This is a genomic window from Gardnerella sp. KA01002, assembly GCF_049244015.1.
GTDB classification, from domain to species: domain Bacteria; phylum Actinomycetota; class Actinomycetes; order Actinomycetales; family Bifidobacteriaceae; genus Bifidobacterium; species Bifidobacterium vaginale.
This window is the reverse complement of record NZ_CP058365.1, coordinates 600,181-617,256: the sequence shown is the minus strand read 5'-3', so window position 1 is coordinate 617,256 and position 17,076 is coordinate 600,181. Positions and strand designations below refer to the sequence as shown.

Below are 17,076 nucleotides of genomic sequence, written 5' to 3'. Positions count from 1 at the left end.
GCATACCTCGCACTATTCCATATCTTTTATAGAGTTACGGATATGCTGCTTTTCTTCCTCGTTTAGACCATAAAAGTTGAAAAGCTGCTCATCAATTTCATTTAAAGATAAGTTCCAATTAATTGGTGAATCTTTACTTAAATCAGGAACCGGCACAAAGCGATAAGTTTGTTTTGAAGCATCCTGACTAACTTTAATTAATCTATGCAAAAAGCGAGCAAATTTGGTTTTCATGTACTTAGCTAGGAATGTTGCAGTTTCTTCAGTCAGAGACATTTGAGCACCAGCTAAAATATAGGTCTCTGAGCAGACTTCTTTTGGTAAACCAACAAATACATTTTGGTTATCATCGTTTAATTCTGTGCCAATATTATTAGCACGTGGTATGAATACCTTGTAGCAATCAATCCATTCTGGATGATTCGGTATAGATGACCTTTCAACATATCCTTTTAGCTGAGCTTTCCCATAACATAAGATAGGTTCTTGCATTTTAGAAGGTTCTTTATGGAATTGACTTGATTGTATTATTTTTCCGTCATATCCGAAGGGTTTACGGCTAGATATTTCGTTTGACAGAGGAGAAAACGTTTCATTCTCTATAAGTTTTTCTGCGATTTCTACACCTATAGAATCACGAATAAAAATACCTAGCGATAATGAATTTAGTGGGCGTATGCTAATAATATCGTTTTCCACTTTAGTATGAGTAATTATCTTAGTTTGATGCTCAGTTTGATTACACATGGACTTGTCAATCAAAAAATAGCAAACACCACCACGATTATTTGTACCAGGGAATACGGTTTCTGGGTTAATAAAATCATGAAGCTGACTTATGTGTGTATTTGCAAGCATATGCTCTCTAAATTGATCGAGTCCTTTTCCTCCTGCGTACCAACGTGTCGGGATAATAAGAGTAGCCTGATTTGTACTAAGCTGATTAGTGATTTCAACAAATTTATGGTAAATAGGGCGAGCGCTAGCTTGAGCTCCGCCATCACTTTCCTGATACGGAGGATTCCCCACAACTGCTCCAAATTCCACTTTTTCACCCCCTTGAATGTTATCTTGTAGTGTAATCTTTTCAAAATCTTTCTTCTGACTAAGAAGTTCAGTTATTCGATTATAGTCCACCTCCTCGTTATCTTTTTTAATATCGAGAAGATTGTAGCTTGTAAAGTTCTTGGCAATGCAAGCAATATTTAGTCCAAGTATTTCGTAGAAACGTCTTGTGAACTCATATGCAACGCTTGAAGTAGGAATAGCGTAGATGCTGTTTCTTATTTCGTCAAGCGTAAAGCCTAATGCCTGTAGACGTTTTACGAGTGCTACTGTATATTCTCCTGCCTTTGATGCAATATCAAGTAATTTTTCACCTGATTTAATGATGTTGCGCAATTGGTCTTCGGAAAGCATCGCCACCATTTCATCAGCCACTTTTATTGGAGTTATGATTTCAGAAGCAGACATACGGCTAAATTTAGCAAGTGAAGTTACAGCACGATCAAGGGGTTGCAAGTTTTCGTCAGTGGCAAGTGTAGATATATTTTGGATTTTATAATCTAAAGCACTGAGCTTAAAAGCATTGAGTGAATTTCGCAAAACCTCGATATCATCCGTATTGATACCTAAGTTGTGAGCAAGTCTATGATTTTTACCTTGACGCAAATTTTCTAAAATATCATCAAGCGATTTTACAGGTTCATAACAAAGGAATGAGAAGAATAATATTCGCTGATAATAAGTTCGAATCTTATTTTCTAAATCTTTGATTCTCTCATTATTAACGTTCAACGTATATTGGTCAAATTCTGATTGTTTAGATTTATTATCTTGCTTCGACTGCTGTTCGTCATCCAAATCCTCATATTCAACATCAAAATCCTGACCATCTGTTTCACTTTCATTGGCTTCCAGAGTTAAGCCTGCCTTAGAGCCAAATGGATTTTGCGCTTCAATTACATCCCGCATATGCTCGTTATTTAGGATAGAGAGATCTATCGGTAAATCCATTACCTCGTCGCTAATTGAACGAGAATTGTTGTAATGACTAACCTCTTTTAAGATATCAGTAGCTTGCACCTGTTCCAGGCGATTATGATTCATCGTAATAACTGGCGATATACGAAGCTCATCAGCAATACGCTTGTCAAGCAATGAATTACCATTCTTTTCAGTATTAGCATTGTAAATCAAAGATTTTTGCTCCTGCATAGTAAAAAGACGATGTGGATCAAAATCTACCAGCAGAGTTTGCGGTTTTAGGCACTCTTTGATAACTTTTGTGCCGTCACTTAGTTCACGAACATATTGGTTTTGTAAGCGAAATATCGCTTGATCGTATTCTTGCGGACTAGATGTGTCTTTTAGATAAATCATCGTATCCCATTGCTCAACAGTTGAGCCCGTAAGCATTCTATTCACTGTTAAAGTGAGTGTCTTTTTACCTTCTGATTCAAGTTTTGCAATACGATTTTTAATATCGGTTGGCGTGTGGAAATGGTGTTGTGCATCTACGCCCGAAATATTTAAAATCTCATACTCACCGAGATTCTTAAATTCTAAAGCATGATCTGAAATTAGCTTTTCCATTGCATCGCAAGAAGCACAATATGGCAAAACCATTACCATATGCCTGCACATTTGACCTTGCTTAATTTTATCGTAGTCTAAAAATCCTAAAAGTTTTGAGTCACTAGAAGTACCATCAATAATTTTTAGAAGGTCCAAAACTTCATCTTCGTGTACAAATTTTTGATGCGCATTTGTTTTTGTATCTTTCTTAATGGATTGCGGCTTAAAGAGAGCAGATAAAGCAAGACTTACACCATGCTTTTTCAGCTCGTTCATTTTTTCTATAGCTCGCTCGCTTGGGTGAAAAGCAAAACGAATCATTTGAGGAAAACCAAAATAAGGGTTGTCCCATTCCTCAACATCATCCTTATATAAGTTTTCAGCATCCCAAGCTGCCTGTTCGTGAGCGATATCTGTAAATTGAACAAAAGAAATAATATCTTCTGGTTCAAATTCTGATCCCATTAAAATTCGATAAGGTGTGCCGGAGAGATGCAACCGCACTTTAGCCTTTAATTCCTTGATTTGCTTATTGGCATCTTCCAGATCTATTTGGTCATCTTCCTGCTTATCAAGAAACTTAATATTTTCTTTTAGGTCTTTTTTCTCGTCTGTTTGCACATTGCGCAAAATTTCGCCATAACTTTGAGCGCGAGCGCCAAAATGTGTTTCATCAACAATTAATAAGTCAATTTTATTTTCAAAGACTTGTGCATGTTTTGCCTTAATCTCAGTGCCTTGTAAGTCTTGTAATGTTAGGAAAATGACTGCCGTTTCATCTTTGGCATGAATATCTGAAATTGCGTTATCGTTCTCTAATAATTCTTTTGAAGTTAAAAAGTTGTAGTCTTCAAAATTGCCGGGTTGTTCTACGTTCTTCTTCCATTCTTCACGAACGTCTGCTTTAGCAGAAACAATAAGCACAGTCTTTGCATTTATGGCTTTGGCGCATGCAAGTGACGTGAATGATTTGCCAAATCGCATAACAGCATACATTAAAAGATTTGTACGCCCCAAGTTCACTGCTTTTATAAAATTATCAACTGCTTCTTGTTGATTTGGGCGTAGTGTCCACTTTGCTCCTCGCTCATAGTGTACTGTAACAGCCAATCGTTTATTGGAATCATAGTATGCATATGTAGAGTTTTTTAATTTATATTGCTCGCATATATCGTTAATAGCTTCATCTAGTTCAGAAGTATTAACATCTTTAAAAAATTCCCTACTATAGTAAACATTATTTGTAGATAAATCTTCTGGTTCAAGGCGTTTTTTGCCAAGCGAATTTTCTAAATAATCATGCACAGCATAATCACGAAAATATACATTATCCGAAACTGTTGCTTTATGCTCATATTTTTTGATTAAATCAGGGAATTTGCGCTCCCATTCTTTTAAACGAATACTAACAGGTCGATAGGTATCTCCTACCTTTAAATAATTTGGTATTGTACCAGTTTGGAAAGCATAAATGTGAGGCGTTACTCTTCCAACAATAAGATTATCTAACAATTCAAGATTATCTACTTTCTTCATTCTTTTTCTCCTGTGAAAGTAAGTCATTAAATTTGTTGATTTTATTAGCGCGCCAATCTTTTATTCTGCAGGATGATGAAGTTTGTGAATCTACATTCTCTTCAAATTCTTCAAAATCAAATAAAGTTGGCTGAGTATTTGCATGTATCTCACTACAATAAGGCGGATACCCTGTAAGTCCATCCATTTGCCAGATGTTCCAAGAGATAATCGTTGCTATGTTTAAAAGCTCTGATTCTGTAGGTTTTCTATTAAGTGAATCACGCATATAATCAACATATGTTGCAAGAAGATTTTCTCTTGCTAGAAGCAGACTATCTCCTTGATATTCAAAACCATATATAGATTCAAATGCACGTTTAGACCATTTGAGCCAATCTATTTCATCACTAGTATTCTCTTTAACTACTCTAAGCTTGCGATCCAAAAGTCCGATACGTTGCTTAAGTGGAATTATTTCGCCAGTTGTTGCATCATATCTGCTAACTAAATAAGGAGCCTCTCCGCATGTTATTTCCATTCGACGTTCATCTACATACGCCATCCAATTTTTTGAGCGATTATCTGAAAACTCAATTTTTTCTGTGGTAGAAATCCAACTTTTGTCATTAGTACGATTAAAAACATTAGATCTACCAAACCATGCTTCATCAACAATATTATTTTGTTCATTGCAAATCCAAGATGGAGTAAATACCTCAGCCTTATTTTTAGTTCGAGATATTTGCAATTCACGAGATTTTGATGTTCTAGGTGCAATCAACCCTGCATATTTACCAGTAATTGAAGCAACGGTTATTTCGGAATGAGCTTGATGAGTATCACCATAATTTTTATAGTCATTCGTTGCCCAGCAAATATTGCGTTTTGTTGTATGATCTAACAATAAAGCAGAGAAAACCTTAGGATATTTCTCATATAATGTTTGTTCATCAACATTTTGCTCAAAAGTATAATCAAGAATTGATTTACTCATTTACTCATTTCCTTAAAATCAACCACCGTTTCAATCAGTCTTCAATTTTTAGTCAAATAAGCAAATAATTTTGTTGATATACCAATATAATTAAACTATTTTTCTTTTAAACTTACTAATCAAATTACCGCCGCAATGACCCTATTCTTAAGTTATATTTTACATATATTTATTAAATTTGTATCTATATAATCTGGTTATAATTCTCATTCTTACACTATAAATTACACATAAATATCACTTATCCCTACTCATTTTGAGAAGAATAATCAGATAGACTTATCCTTATTATATTTAAAAATTATGACTGCAACAACATAGTCATAAAATTTGTAAAAATATCAAAATTTATATATGCCCGCATGAACAACAAGCTCGCATCACTATAGGAAGTGTGATTGCTGTTATAAAAGAGTCACAAGTTTTGCGTGCCGCTCTAGCATATTTACGTTTACAAAGCAATACACAATTAAATTGTAAATCTTCTAATATCTTTTAGAAACAATTTGAAGGTTATAAACCAAGAGCGAATAACTATTAAAGATTCAGTCGACTATCTACAAAATTAACACTCAAATCTGATTGACATTTGGGGAATAAACCCAAAAATCCCGATGCGATTTACACACCGGGATTTTCGTTATTTAGAATATTTTCGTTATTTAGAACTCAACATCAAGACTCAAAATCAAATCTCAACATCAAGACTCAACATCAAACTTTATACCGCGGAAAATAAACTCCCCCAGCAAACCTTCGCCTTCCGCATCAACTTCAACGCGTTCACCATCTGTTAAGTCGCCAAGCAAAATCTTCTCACTTATGGCATCCTCAATATCGCGCTGAATAACTCTTCGCAACGGTCTTGCTCCAAGAAGAGGATCAAAGCCCTTTTGCGCAAGAAGATTCTTAGCTGCATCTGTAAGCTCCAAAGTCATATGACGTTCAAACAGACGGTCATTCAAACGCTTAACGTCCAAATCAACAATCTGACGAACCTCTGGCTCAGTAAGCTGACGGAATACAATCGTATCATCCAAACGGTTTAGGAATTCCGGACGGAACTGACGCTTCAATTCCGAATTAACCTGATCCTTCATTCTCTGGTAAGATGCATCCGCATTATTGCCAAGACTAAAACCAGTATTCGCTGACTTAGCAATATCACGAGTACCAAGATTTGTAGTCAAGATAATAATCGTGTTCTTAAAATCAACTTTTCTTCCTTGGCCATCTGTTAAATGACCGTCGTCTAACACTTGCAACAAAGTGTTGAAAATATCTGGATGAGCCTTTTCAATTTCGTCAAAAAGCACCACCGAGAATGGCTTTCTACGAACCTTCTCTGTAAGCTCGCCACCCTCCTCGTAGCCAACATATCCTGGAGGAGCACCGAAAAGACGAGAAGCCGCATACTTTTCCGCAAACTCCGACATATCCACACGAATCAAAGCATCATCATCGTCGAACAGGAATTGAGCCAAGGTTTTAGCAAGCTCTGTCTTACCAACTCCTGTAGGACCAGCGAAAATAAACGATCCAGAAGGACGCTTTGGATCTTTCAATCCTACTCGCGCACGACGAATAGAACGAGAAAGTGCAGAAACAGCCTCATCTTGACCAATAATACGCTTATGAAGCTCCGCTTCCATACCGAGCAACTTTTTGGATTCCGCTTGAGTTAGCTTAACAACAGGAATACCAGTTGTATTAGAAACAACAGATGCAATAACATCCTCGTCTACAACCATATTCACATTAGACTCGCCCTCACGCCAAGCCTGCTCTTTATTCTTACGTTCTTCCTCAAGCTTTTCCTGCTCATCTCGCAAGTCGGCAGCCTTCTCAAAGTCCTGATTCTTAATAGCTTCATCTTTCTTTTCTGAAAGTTTAGAAATCTTAGAATCAAGTTCCTTAAGCTCTGGTGGCTCTGTCAATCGCTTAATACGTAGGCGAGCTCCAGCTTCATCAATAAGATCAATCGCCTTATCTGGCAAATTCCTATCTTGAATATAGCGAGCAGACATTTCTGCTGCAGACTGCAAAGCAGCATCCGTAATAGTTACGTGATGATGATTCTCGTAGCGCGCACGCAAACCTTTCAGAATCTCAATTGTCTCTGCAATAGAAGGCTCTTGAACTTGAATAGGCTGGAATCTTCGTTCCAAAGCCGCATCCTTTTCAATATACTTTCTATACTCATCGGTAGTTGTAGCACCAATCGTCTGTAGCTCACCACGCGCAAGCATAGGTTTAAGCATGTCAGAAGCACCCAAAGCACCATCTGCAGACCCAGCACCAACAATAGTATGAATCTCATCAATAAATAGAACTATATCTCCACGAGTCTTAATTTCTTTAAGCACCTTCTTTAAGCGCTCTTCAAAATCGCCACGATAACGAGATCCAGCAACCATCGAACCCAAGTCAAGAGAATAAACCTGCTTGCCCTTTAACGTTTCTGGCACATCTCCAGCAACAATCTTCTGTGCAAGACCTTCCACAACAGCTGTTTTACCAACACCAGGTTCACCTATAAGAACAGGATTATTCTTAGTTCTGCGAGAAAGCACAACCATAACGCGCTCAATCTCTTTTGAACGACCAATAACAGGATCAAGCTTCCCTTGCTCAGCTTCTGTAGTAAGATTCCTTCCGAACTGATCTAGCAGCGCAGAACCAGACTGATTCCTCTTATCCTGCACTCCTCCAGCATTAGCCAAATCACCCTTCTGACCGTCTTCTGGTAATCCAGAATTTCCTCGAATCAAATCCATTGCAGTGCTACGAAGATCTCCTAAATCGACCTCCATCTTAATAAGCACCTGCGTTCCAACACCTTCGCCTTCTCTAATAAGACCTAAGAGAATATGCTCGGTACCAATATAGCTGTGCCCCAATTGCAATGCTTCACGCAAACTAAGCTCAAGCACTTGTTTAGCATGCGGAGTAAAAGGTATGTGTCCACTAGGCGAGACAGTACCAGTGCCAATCATTTCTTTTATTTGTTTACGAGTATTGTCTAATTCTACGCCTTTGGCGTTTAAAGCTTTTGCTGCTATTCCTTCGCCTTCTCTAATAAGACCTAAGAGAATATGCTCGGTACCAATATAGTTATGCTGAAGAGAGCGCGCTTCTTCCTGAGCTAGCACAATCACACGCCGAGCGCGGTCAGTGAACCGTTCAAACATAATTGCCTTCCGTTCTTATCCTTCGTTCTATGGTAACGAGTTGCCATGACTCTAACACTATTTTTAGTGTTACTCATTGGTTAATGACGACTTATTTAAATCTTCAGAATTGTCTGCAGAATCCGAGTCATCTGCAGAATCCGAGTCATCGCCAGATTCTGCATAATCTGCGCTATCTGCATCATCCGAAACATCACTCTTATCAACATCATCAGAATTATCAGTGCTATCTGCAAAATCTTCTGATTCAATATCTTCATTAACTTTATTATCTTTATTATTACTTCTATCAATTGAATCAATTGCTGCAGAATCGCTATTTTCGCTATTTTCACTGAACTCGTCAGACTCGTCTTCAATTATCAACCTGCGATGTCTTTTACGATTTTCCTTACTATCTTCAATCGCTTCTTCGATAAGCTCTACATCTGCTCTCTCGTCTCTAGGAGCTTGAGGAGCTATCTCAATATGATAATCGTCATAGGCTGGAGTCGATTGAATCCAAAGTTGTGATGGCTCTGGTGGCTCTATTTCGGAATGCTCTCCACACCCGTGATCTAATGCCACCACTCTCCCATCGTCTGGGCTCCACATATTTGCGCAAACTCCAAACATGTTTCCTAAGCTGCCAGCTAGCGGAATCATAAATCCGCAGGATGAACACGCTTTACCATCCGCAATTTTAGTAGAAAGCGATTTAGGACCATGTTGTCCCGAATACCATCGCTTCGCCGTTTGAGCTATTGCCTCAGCAGTCATAACCCTCTTACGAGTTAATCTAAAAGTCTCAACTGCTTCTTCAAAATCTTCTTGAGATTCTTTAGACTCATTATCTTCTTTAGATTCATTATTTTGCTCTGTTTCGCCATCCTGTTCGGTTGCTGGCGACTTTTCCGATCCAGAGCATTCAGTTTCTACAGAATCTTCAGAAACATTTGCTTTAGATTTTTTATAATCTAAATCTTCTGGATTAACTCCAGACTCAAGCCTTTCATCATCTTCGGCTGTACCAATAGAGTCCATAACCGAAAGATCCGTTGGCTTAAGTCTATCTTTCCAAGGAATCCAAGGTGGAGGTAGTAAAGAATCCTCAGTTGGGGCAAGAGTTGACTCATCAACTGTCCAACAATCAACATCAGCATCGTGGTACAGCGTTACTGACCACTGCCAACCTTCATACCCAGGCATATTGCAAACAAATCTAAAATCGGTAACATCACTACCAAGATCTGTAGCACTTACGAAATCTCCAACAGCGTTTTCACGCTCTGAAGTTTCCACAGCAATACTATATGCAAGCTCCTGAGGATTAATTACTTCATCTGCCATAAAAAATCCTGTTAAATATCAGTCCTGCACGTCAAAATTGTCTGCTACAGCACGCAACAAATGCGCAAGTTTCTTACTCTCAGCAGTAGACGGATAATGACGACGTCGTAAACCATTGCCTGCAGAATCTAAAAGCTTAATAAGATCTTCTACTATTGCAGCCATATCTTCAGCTTTTGGTCTTGTGGCTTTTACTAGCGAAGGCGCAGAAGCCACAACAGTGAGACCCATTGCCTGTGGCCCTTTACGACCTTCAACAACAGAGAATTCAACACGCGTACCTTTACGCAGCTCTTTCACTGATTCTGGCAGCGCAGAAGATGGTAAGAATACATCTTTGCCATCCTCATCGCATATAAAGCCATATCCTTTTTTAGAATCGTACCAACGAACACGCCCGTTGGGCATAACACACCTCACTCGAATTCATTAAATTCTATGCGAATCATCATATTCTACTATAATCCACATAACATTCACTCGGCTCACGCTTTATCAATTGTAGCGCATGAATCCCGAACAATCTAAAACAAAAACTATAAGCAATAAATTATCCGAAAAAACATGTCAAAACAAGCAAAATTATAAATAAAATAATTAATAATTTAAACTATTATCGATTTTTACAATATTATTATCGGTAATCATGCTAGAAGTATCTGTATTCTTAACCTTCTTATTATTCTCATCGTCAAATATCACATTCGGCAACACAACCGTAAGAGTTAAACCATGAGGCTTAGATTCAGACGATTCGCTTCCTGCCATTGTGTCATCAATAAGCTGATCGCTGCTGGTCCTAGATGCACAAGACGTAGTAGCACATATAAAACCACGATGAGCTTTAACAACAGACTGAGCAATAGACATACCTAAGCCAGTACCACCCTTTTCTCTAGCGCGAGATGGATCTGCAATATAGAATCGCTCAAATATGTGAGATAAAGATTCTTCAGGTACGCCAGGCCCATGATCTACCACGCGAATAACCACAAATGAGCTGCCTGTTCCAGTAGATTGGCTCACTTCCGCAGCTTCCAAAAAGTCTTTCAATGAACGAGATACAGATCCCATTTTTTGAAGAGCTTCAGGAGTAATAGAAGCCTTGAGAACACCCATACCTATCTCTACTGGAGAATCGCTTGGAGTATATCGATGAATGTTTCCAACAATATTTGTAAGAACTTGTCGCAATCTAGCTCCGTCACCCTTTAAAGTGACTTTAGGTAACTCACCTGGAGTAAAAATAAACTTTCTATCAAGACTGCAATTTGTTGGCTTAGAGCAATTCATCAACTTCCAGTCATCAGCTAAATGCAAAGTGCCTTGCTGAATAACTCGAACTGGATCTAACGCTCTCAAATCATTTGCCGCATCAGAAAGAATAGGAGTTACTTTAACTGTCTGAGAAACATTTATTCCTCTACCCTCGTCAAATCGCGCCAGTGAAAGCAAATCTTCTACAAGTTCCGTCATTCTTTCACTAGAAGCCTTAATATGAGCAATAGAATCATCAGCTTTTTCTTGCTGACCAGGCACACCTCTCCACATGTAGTACAATTCAGCGTATCCATGAATAGCAGCTAATGGAGTACGGAGTTCATGACTTGCATCAGAAACAAATTGTTTCATTTTCTCAGTCATTGCTTCCTGGTCGTTAAATCCTTGTTCAATCTTAGAAAGCATAGAGTTCAACGAAGCAGCTAAAGATCCAACCTCCGTGTTCTCTGGTGCGGAAGGTACTCGCCTACTTAAATCTCCTGAAGCAATCTTCGACGCAGTTTTTTCTATTCTCTTTAGTGGAACAAGAGTAGATTGAATAATAAGAGCGGCTAAAACAGCACCAAGAAGGATAACTGTTATACTAACCATCACACAATAGCGTGTAAGCGTATTAACAGTATCTAATTGGTCACTTAAAGAAAGAGCTATATAAACATACCCTCTAACATGCATTTCGGAATTATATCCGCTTCGCTGACCCCATGTAAGAACAAGAACTCGCCAAGGAGATTCCGCAGCTTTTGCAGTTGTTTCATCAATGCTTTTTACATCTCCATGTACACGCGCTGGAGCAGTAAAAGGCCTACGTCTTACAACAACATTATTAATTTCTCCATCTTCTGGAAGAGTTGGCATAGAAACAACATCACCTTTAAGTTTTGGAATCAAAGGTGTAGTAATAATCTTGTTATTAGTGTCTCTAATCTGCAAGAAATAATCATTAGGACCTGCAGCCTGTTCTCCAGAATCCTTACTACGAAGTAAATCTATATTGTCGTAAATAAGCTGAGCCTGATCTGTAAGCTGAGCATCGGTTTTATCCAGAAGATAACTGCCAACTAATTGCCTAATAGAAAGAGAAATACACAATGCAGCAATTGTAAGAACAACCAAAGTACACGCCACCAAACGAGTACTCAACGGTATAGCATCAATATGCCTCCGCAACCATTTGGACTTAGATTTATTCTTAGTTTTTTTAGGATTATCACCAGAATAAGTCACTAATTCGGCTTTAACATTTCGATCAGCACTAACTTCGGACTGATTTAATCCGCTGTTATCAGAACCAGATGTTTTGGAACCATTATTGTAAAGCGAACCATCCACAGATTTGCTCTCACGCATAATCAGGCTTGACCTGCTTTCGGAACGCGAATCATATAGCCAATACCACGCTTCGTTTCAATAAGAGGAACAACCTTCTTTAAGCTTCCATCCTCATTTTTAATTTCAATACCATCAATCTTTTTACGAAGATAAGAAATATAGGATTCTACGATTGCCGCATCTCCACCCCAATCATATTGCCAAACATGATTGAGAATCTGACTCTTAGACAATACTCTACCTTCATTGTCCATCAAATAATGAAGCAGTTTATACTCCGTAGGACTTAATTCAATTGGAACACCAGATCTGGAAACATCATGCGAATCCTCATTAATTTCCAAATCAGCAACGCGCACAACAGGAGTATCTTCATCTGGATCTTGAGTTCTACGCAATATTGCACGAATTCTCGCAACTACTTCTTCTAGACTAAAAGGCTTTGTAACATAATCGTCGCCACCAACAGTAAGACCCATAATCTTATCCTGAGTGTCGTCTCTAGCAGTAAGGAATAACACAGGAACAGCAACACCATTCTGGCGAATTCGCCTTGTAACCGTAAATCCGTCTATATCTGGGAGCATAACGTCCATAACAATAAGATCTGGATGTACACGCTCAATAACATCAATAGCTTCTGATCCAGAAGCTGCTGTTTCTACATCAAATCCTGCAAAGTGTAGCGATGCTACCAAAAGCTCACGAATTGAAGGTTCGTCATCGACCACAACAATAGATGCTTCTACATTCTTACCCATACTGATTAGCATCACTTATAAAACTGAATGTTTCCTGAGTGTTTCCTGAAAAAAATCGATTTATTTACGCGCCGCATGGCGTCTCTTAGCTCTTCTCAACCCTAGTGATACTTGTTTTAGAATATAGTTTCTTCTCCACAAAATAAGTGCAACAAGAACAAACAAAGCAACAATAATAACAACCATAACGATTGTTGAAACTACACTTGTTCTGGAAGTTACAGAAGTTTTCTTAGACCGAGCAATCTGCTTCATAAGCATGATTGCAGATTGAGACCAATCAGCACCTTGAGAACTAATAAGAGGACGATACGCCGCATCAGAAAGCAAATCCACGGTTGTTTTTCTTTTAAGCCATTCATCAGAATTAGATGAAACTGCTACTACAAGCTTTCCATCATGAGTAGCAACAGCAAGAAGAACAGTATTACGATCTGGATTAGTGCTTGTAAGTAAATCACTAGCCCATTTTGACGGATTTTTATTTCCAGTAAAATTAGATAAATAAAGTAATTTAACCGATACACCTGTTTGTTTTTTGGTTATTGAAATCATATCTGAAACTTTTGTAACAGAATCTCCAAGAAGATTTTCTGTATCCGTAATAGAATCTGTTGCAACAATACCCAAATTCTTAGTGCTTTTATTCTGAGAATCCGCTTTTGATAATCCATCATTAGCAAAAGCTGTTGTTGGAAACAAAACACTTTCGCTCAAAAATACAATAATTACAAAAGCAGATAAGCCTTTAACCACATTGATAAAAAAATCTTTTATAAACTTTCTAGACGGCATATATTCATAATACCGTGTTTTTAGATTACAAGAAACAAGCGCAAAATAGAGCAATTTATGCAAAACAAAAGTTAAAAAAATAAATTTAATTTATACAAAAGATAAGTTTGCACGGCAAAAACTAAATGAATAACCATAAGAAAATTAACTACACTAAATGAGGAGAAAAAATGACACAATTTAGAGTTGATTCAGAACAAATTCAGCAATCTGCTGCAGCAGTTGCATCTTCGATTAATGCGATTCGAGACGCCACAAATGGAATGTACGCAAATCTCCAACAATTGCAAAGTGTATGGACTGGTCCTGCAGCTACACAATTTGCATCAACAGCTGGGCAATGGCGTGCAGCACACCAGCTAATGGAACAATCATTGCAATCCATTCAACTCGCTATGCAAAATGCTTCTAACATTTACATGGATACAGAAGCGCAAGCTACATCTTTGTTTGCAATGGGATAAACAAAATAATTAAACAATAGAATAAATAAAAAACGTGAGCGATGACTTGTATTTTATAACAACTCACCGCTCACATATAACAACTAGCTAAAAGCTAAGCAGTACATCTAACTTTTATTTAGTAGCCCATCTCTGCGCCAGCCTGTGGTGCAGCAGCTGGCTTCTCAGGCTTATTAGCAACCACAGCTTCTGTAGTTAAGAACAAGCCAGCGATAGAAGCAGCATTCTGTAGAGCAGAACGAGTTACCTTAACTGGGTCGGTAACGCCTGCAGCCAACAAATCTTCATAAGTATTAGTTGCAGCATTGAAGCCTTCGCCTTCTGGAAGCTCACGGACCTTGTTGAGTACAACGTCTCCAGAAACGCCGGAATTCTGAGCAATCTGCTTGATTGGAGCTTCTACAGCACGGAACACAATTGCAGCACCCGTGGCTTCTTCTCCACTAAGAGCAACAATATCAGCAGACTTCTCAACCTTAGCGGCAGCCTGAACAAGAGCAACGCCACCACCTGGAAGCAAACCTTCCTCGATAGCAGCCTTAGCATTACGAACTGCATCTTCAATGCGATGCTTACGTTCCTTAGCCTCAACTTCCGTAGCAGCACCAACCTTAATAACAGCAACGCCACCAGCGAGCTTAGCAAGACGCTCCTGAAGCTTTTCGCGATCGTAATCGGAATCAGTGTTCTCAATTTCGGCGCGAATCTGAGCAACACGAGCCTCAACATCTTCCTTAGAGCCAGCGCCAGAAACGATAGTTGTTTCATCCTTAGAAACAATAACCTTTGCAGCATGGCCAAACACAGAAGCGTCGATAGAATCAAGCTTCAAACCAAGGTCGTCAGAAACAACCTGAGCACCAGTCAAAATAGCCATATCCTGAAGCATTGCCTTACGGCGATCGCCAAATCCTGGAGCCTTTACTGCAACAGTGTTGAAAGTACCGCGAATCTTGTTAAGAACAAGAGTTGGCAATGCTTCGCCATCAACATCTTCAGCAATAATAAGCAATGGCTTACCAGACTTCATAACAAGTTCAGCAACATGAACAATGTCCTGCTGGCTAGAAACCTTGCCAGAAGTGAGCAAAATGTATGGATCTTCAAGAACAGCAGTCTGATCTTCTGCATTAGTGACGAAGTAAGGGGAAATATAACCCTTATCAAAACGCATACCTTCAGTGAAGTCCAAATCAAGACCAAACTTGTTGTTGTCTTCAACGGTAACAACACCGTCTTGGCCAACCTTATCCAAAGCTTCAGCAATCTTTTCGCCAACTTCAGGATCTGCTGCAGAAATAGTTGCAGTAGCTGCAATCTGATCCTTGGTTTCAACATCCTTAGCAGATGCGAGCAATTCCTTAACAATTGCTTCTGAAGCCTTTTCAATTCCGCGACGAAGAGCGATTGGGTTGCTACCAGCAACAACATTCTTTAAGCCTTCGTGCACCAAAGATTGAGCCAACACAGTAGCGGTTGTAGTGCCGTCACCTGCAACGTCGTCAGTCTTCTTAGCAACTTCCTTTACCAATTCGGCGCCAATACGCTCGTACGGATCTTCAAGATCGATCTCCTTAGCGATTGAAACGCCATCATTAGTGATGGTTGGGGCGCCGTAAGACTTATCAAGAACAACGTTACGACCCTTTGGACCAAGAGTCACCTTTACTGTATTTGCAAGCTTATCAAGACCAGCAAGCATACCCTGACGGGCATCTTCTTCATAGGCAATAATCTTTGCCATTATTCCTCCACATAACTTAACTATGGAACACTCACTCAAACCGTCGAAATCTAACCAACCGTCAGCTGTTGATTAAACCTGCAACATTAGAGTGCTAAATGAAGATTAGCACTCTAAGTGCCCGAGTGCCAACTATATTCAAAAATATATAGAAAAAATCTATAAGTAAAATCAAAAATAGCCAAGCAAAAAGCCACTCTAGATGACTTTCTACTTGACTATTTAAGAAATTATTTATTATTGAAATTTATTGCAAAATGAGTAAATCGTAATTTACTTGCACAAAACAACAACTATTGTGGTAGTTATTTCACTAGTTGCCTCAACATTGCTAATACCCAAAGTTTTAGCAACATCTTGTGCAGCAGCACGATTTTCATCTCCCTTGTACCAAACAACAGAATCCGAAGGAACATTACCTTTAGGATTTGCAGCTTCTACATTTGCATAACCAGCTTGCTTAAGCTTTTCAGCTTCTTGAGCTGCATGACCCTGAATTTTAGTTGCATTAACAACTTTTACTTGAACTGCCTTGTTAATATCTGCTGTCGAAGAGTCATTGTTAGCATTAGAGTCTTTAGAAGAATTCTTATCTTCTTTATCTTGTTTTTTATCTGACTTATCTGTTTCTTCTGGATCTTTATCCTCGTCTGAATCATCGCCATCAGCTTTGTCAGATTTACTCTTGCTCTCATCAATTTTGCCATTTTTACTGCCATTAGAAGACTTGGAAATTGCTGAATTATTTGCACTCCAAGGCATATGGATATTGTTGATTTCTCCAGACATAACCGCCCATGCCAGAAGACCCAACACAACAGCAACAACTAGCACAACAACATATGGGAACAATACAGCATACCACGTGCGATTTCCACGATGTACTCCAACAGGACCTTCTGGTGGATTATCGAAATCATCAGTCGTGAATGACACGTTCTGGCTATTGTTCGCCATAATTGTATCCCTTCCAAAAAATCATTAAAACAGTATGGAATACATACTAGCGAATGCCTCGCACAAAACATAAGATAAATGGAAATATAAAAAATTATTATTATTTGCTGCACATATTTGTCATTTATGTTTT

11 protein-coding genes are annotated in these 17,076 nt (G+C 38.6%); 1 reads left to right on the top strand and 10 read right to left on the bottom strand.

Going from position 1 to position 17,076, the window contains the following annotated elements; translation table 11 throughout:
• Positions 1 to 12 precede the first annotated feature (12 nt).
• The 8 genes from HXT60_RS02330 to HXT60_RS02295 all read right to left on the bottom strand — a co-directional run bounded on the left by HXT60_RS02330 (position 13) and on the right by HXT60_RS02295 (position 13,778).
• Positions 13 to 4,113: an Eco57I restriction-modification methylase domain-containing protein gene (locus tag HXT60_RS02330; RefSeq protein ID WP_421791309.1), complete on the bottom strand. Its 4,101-nt coding sequence runs from the start codon at positions 4,111 to 4,113 to the stop codon at positions 13 to 15.
• Positions 4,097 to 5,089, bottom strand: a complete 993-nt coding sequence (locus HXT60_RS02325; RefSeq protein WP_421791307.1) for a restriction endonuclease subunit M — start codon at positions 5,087 to 5,089, stop codon at positions 4,097 to 4,099. Before HXT60_RS02325 ends, HXT60_RS02330 begins: the two co-directional genes overlap by 17 nt.
• A 701-nt stretch (positions 5,090 to 5,790) precedes the next feature.
• Positions 5,791 to 8,280, bottom strand: a complete 2,490-nt coding sequence (locus HXT60_RS02320; protein ID WP_004112655.1) for an ATP-dependent Clp protease ATP-binding subunit — start codon at positions 8,278 to 8,280, stop codon at positions 5,791 to 5,793.
• Between the two features lie 69 nt (positions 8,281 to 8,349).
• Positions 8,350 to 9,609, bottom strand: coding sequence for a DUF3027 domain-containing protein (locus HXT60_RS02315; protein ID WP_421791305.1), 1,260 nt, complete (start codon positions 9,607 to 9,609; stop codon positions 8,350 to 8,352).
• A gap of 18 nt (positions 9,610 to 9,627) precedes the next feature.
• Positions 9,628 to 10,017, bottom strand: coding sequence for a cold-shock protein (locus tag HXT60_RS02310; RefSeq protein ID WP_004112652.1), 390 nt, complete (start codon positions 10,015 to 10,017; stop codon positions 9,628 to 9,630).
• Positions 10,018 to 10,206: 189 nt separating this feature from the next.
• Positions 10,207 to 12,240 carry a sensor histidine kinase gene (locus HXT60_RS02305; RefSeq protein ID WP_421791303.1) on the bottom strand — a complete coding sequence of 678 codons (2,034 nt, stop codon included), beginning with the start codon at positions 12,238 to 12,240 and terminating at the stop codon, positions 10,207 to 10,209.
• A gap of 2 nt (positions 12,241 to 12,242) precedes the next feature.
• On the bottom strand, positions 12,243 to 12,983 hold the full coding sequence (locus tag HXT60_RS02300; protein WP_004112649.1) for a response regulator transcription factor: 741 nt from the start codon (positions 12,981 to 12,983) through the stop codon (positions 12,243 to 12,245).
• Positions 12,984 to 13,043: 60 nt separating this feature from the next.
• Positions 13,044 to 13,778, bottom strand: coding sequence for a hypothetical protein (locus HXT60_RS02295; RefSeq protein ID WP_004112647.1), 735 nt, complete (start codon positions 13,776 to 13,778; stop codon positions 13,044 to 13,046).
• A 170-nt stretch (positions 13,779 to 13,948) separates the two neighbouring features.
• Here HXT60_RS02295 and HXT60_RS02290 point away from each other — a divergent pair, with 170 nt between their 5' ends.
• A complete protein-coding gene (locus HXT60_RS02290) occupies positions 13,949 to 14,242 on the top strand; it encodes a WXG100 family type VII secretion target (protein WP_421791301.1) in 294 nt (97 codons plus the stop codon).
• 118 nt (positions 14,243 to 14,360) lie between these two features.
• Here HXT60_RS02290 and groL read toward each other — a convergent pair whose 3' ends face one another.
• Together groL and HXT60_RS02280 are read right to left on the bottom strand one after the other, a co-directional pair.
• Positions 14,361 to 15,986: a chaperonin GroEL gene (gene groL / locus HXT60_RS02285; protein ID WP_004115364.1), complete on the bottom strand. Its 1,626-nt coding sequence runs from the start codon at positions 15,984 to 15,986 to the stop codon at positions 14,361 to 14,363.
• Between the two features lie 273 nt (positions 15,987 to 16,259).
• Complete coding sequence (locus tag HXT60_RS02280; protein ID WP_421791299.1) at positions 16,260 to 16,943, bottom strand: LytR C-terminal domain-containing protein; 684 nt, start codon at positions 16,941 to 16,943, stop codon at positions 16,260 to 16,262.
• Positions 16,944 to 17,076: the final 133 nt, after the last annotated feature.

Excerpts from the sequence above, each read along its gene's own strand:
- HXT60_RS02295 (WP_004112647.1), bottom strand. The coding sequence starts at position 13,778 with ATGCCGTCTAGAAAGTTTATAAAAGATTTTTTTATCAATGTGGTTAAA.
- HXT60_RS02280 (WP_421791299.1), bottom strand. The coding sequence starts at position 16,943 with ATGGCGAACAATAGCCAGAACGTGTCATTCACGACTGATGATTTCGAT.
- HXT60_RS02315 (WP_421791305.1), bottom strand. The coding sequence starts at position 9,609 with ATGGCAGATGAAGTAATTAATCCTCAGGAGCTTGCATATAGTATTGCT.
- HXT60_RS02330 (WP_421791309.1), bottom strand. The coding sequence starts at position 4,113 with ATGAAGAAAGTAGATAATCTTGAATTGTTAGATAATCTTATTGTTGGA.
- HXT60_RS02300 (WP_004112649.1), bottom strand. The coding sequence starts at position 12,983 with ATGGGTAAGAATGTAGAAGCATCTATTGTTGTGGTCGATGACGAACCT.
- HXT60_RS02290 (WP_421791301.1), top strand. The coding sequence starts at position 13,949 with ATGACACAATTTAGAGTTGATTCAGAACAAATTCAGCAATCTGCTGCA.
- groL (WP_004115364.1), bottom strand. The coding sequence starts at position 15,986 with ATGGCAAAGATTATTGCCTATGAAGAAGATGCCCGTCAGGGTATGCTT.
- HXT60_RS02320 (WP_004112655.1), bottom strand. The coding sequence starts at position 8,280 with ATGTTTGAACGGTTCACTGACCGCGCTCGGCGTGTGATTGTGCTAGCT.
- HXT60_RS02325 (WP_421791307.1), bottom strand. The coding sequence starts at position 5,089 with ATGAGTAAATCAATTCTTGATTATACTTTTGAGCAAAATGTTGATGAA.
- HXT60_RS02305 (WP_421791303.1), bottom strand. The coding sequence starts at position 12,240 with ATGCGTGAGAGCAAATCTGTGGATGGTTCGCTTTACAATAATGGTTCC.
- HXT60_RS02310 (WP_004112652.1), bottom strand. The coding sequence starts at position 10,017 with ATGCCCAACGGGCGTGTTCGTTGGTACGATTCTAAAAAAGGATATGGC.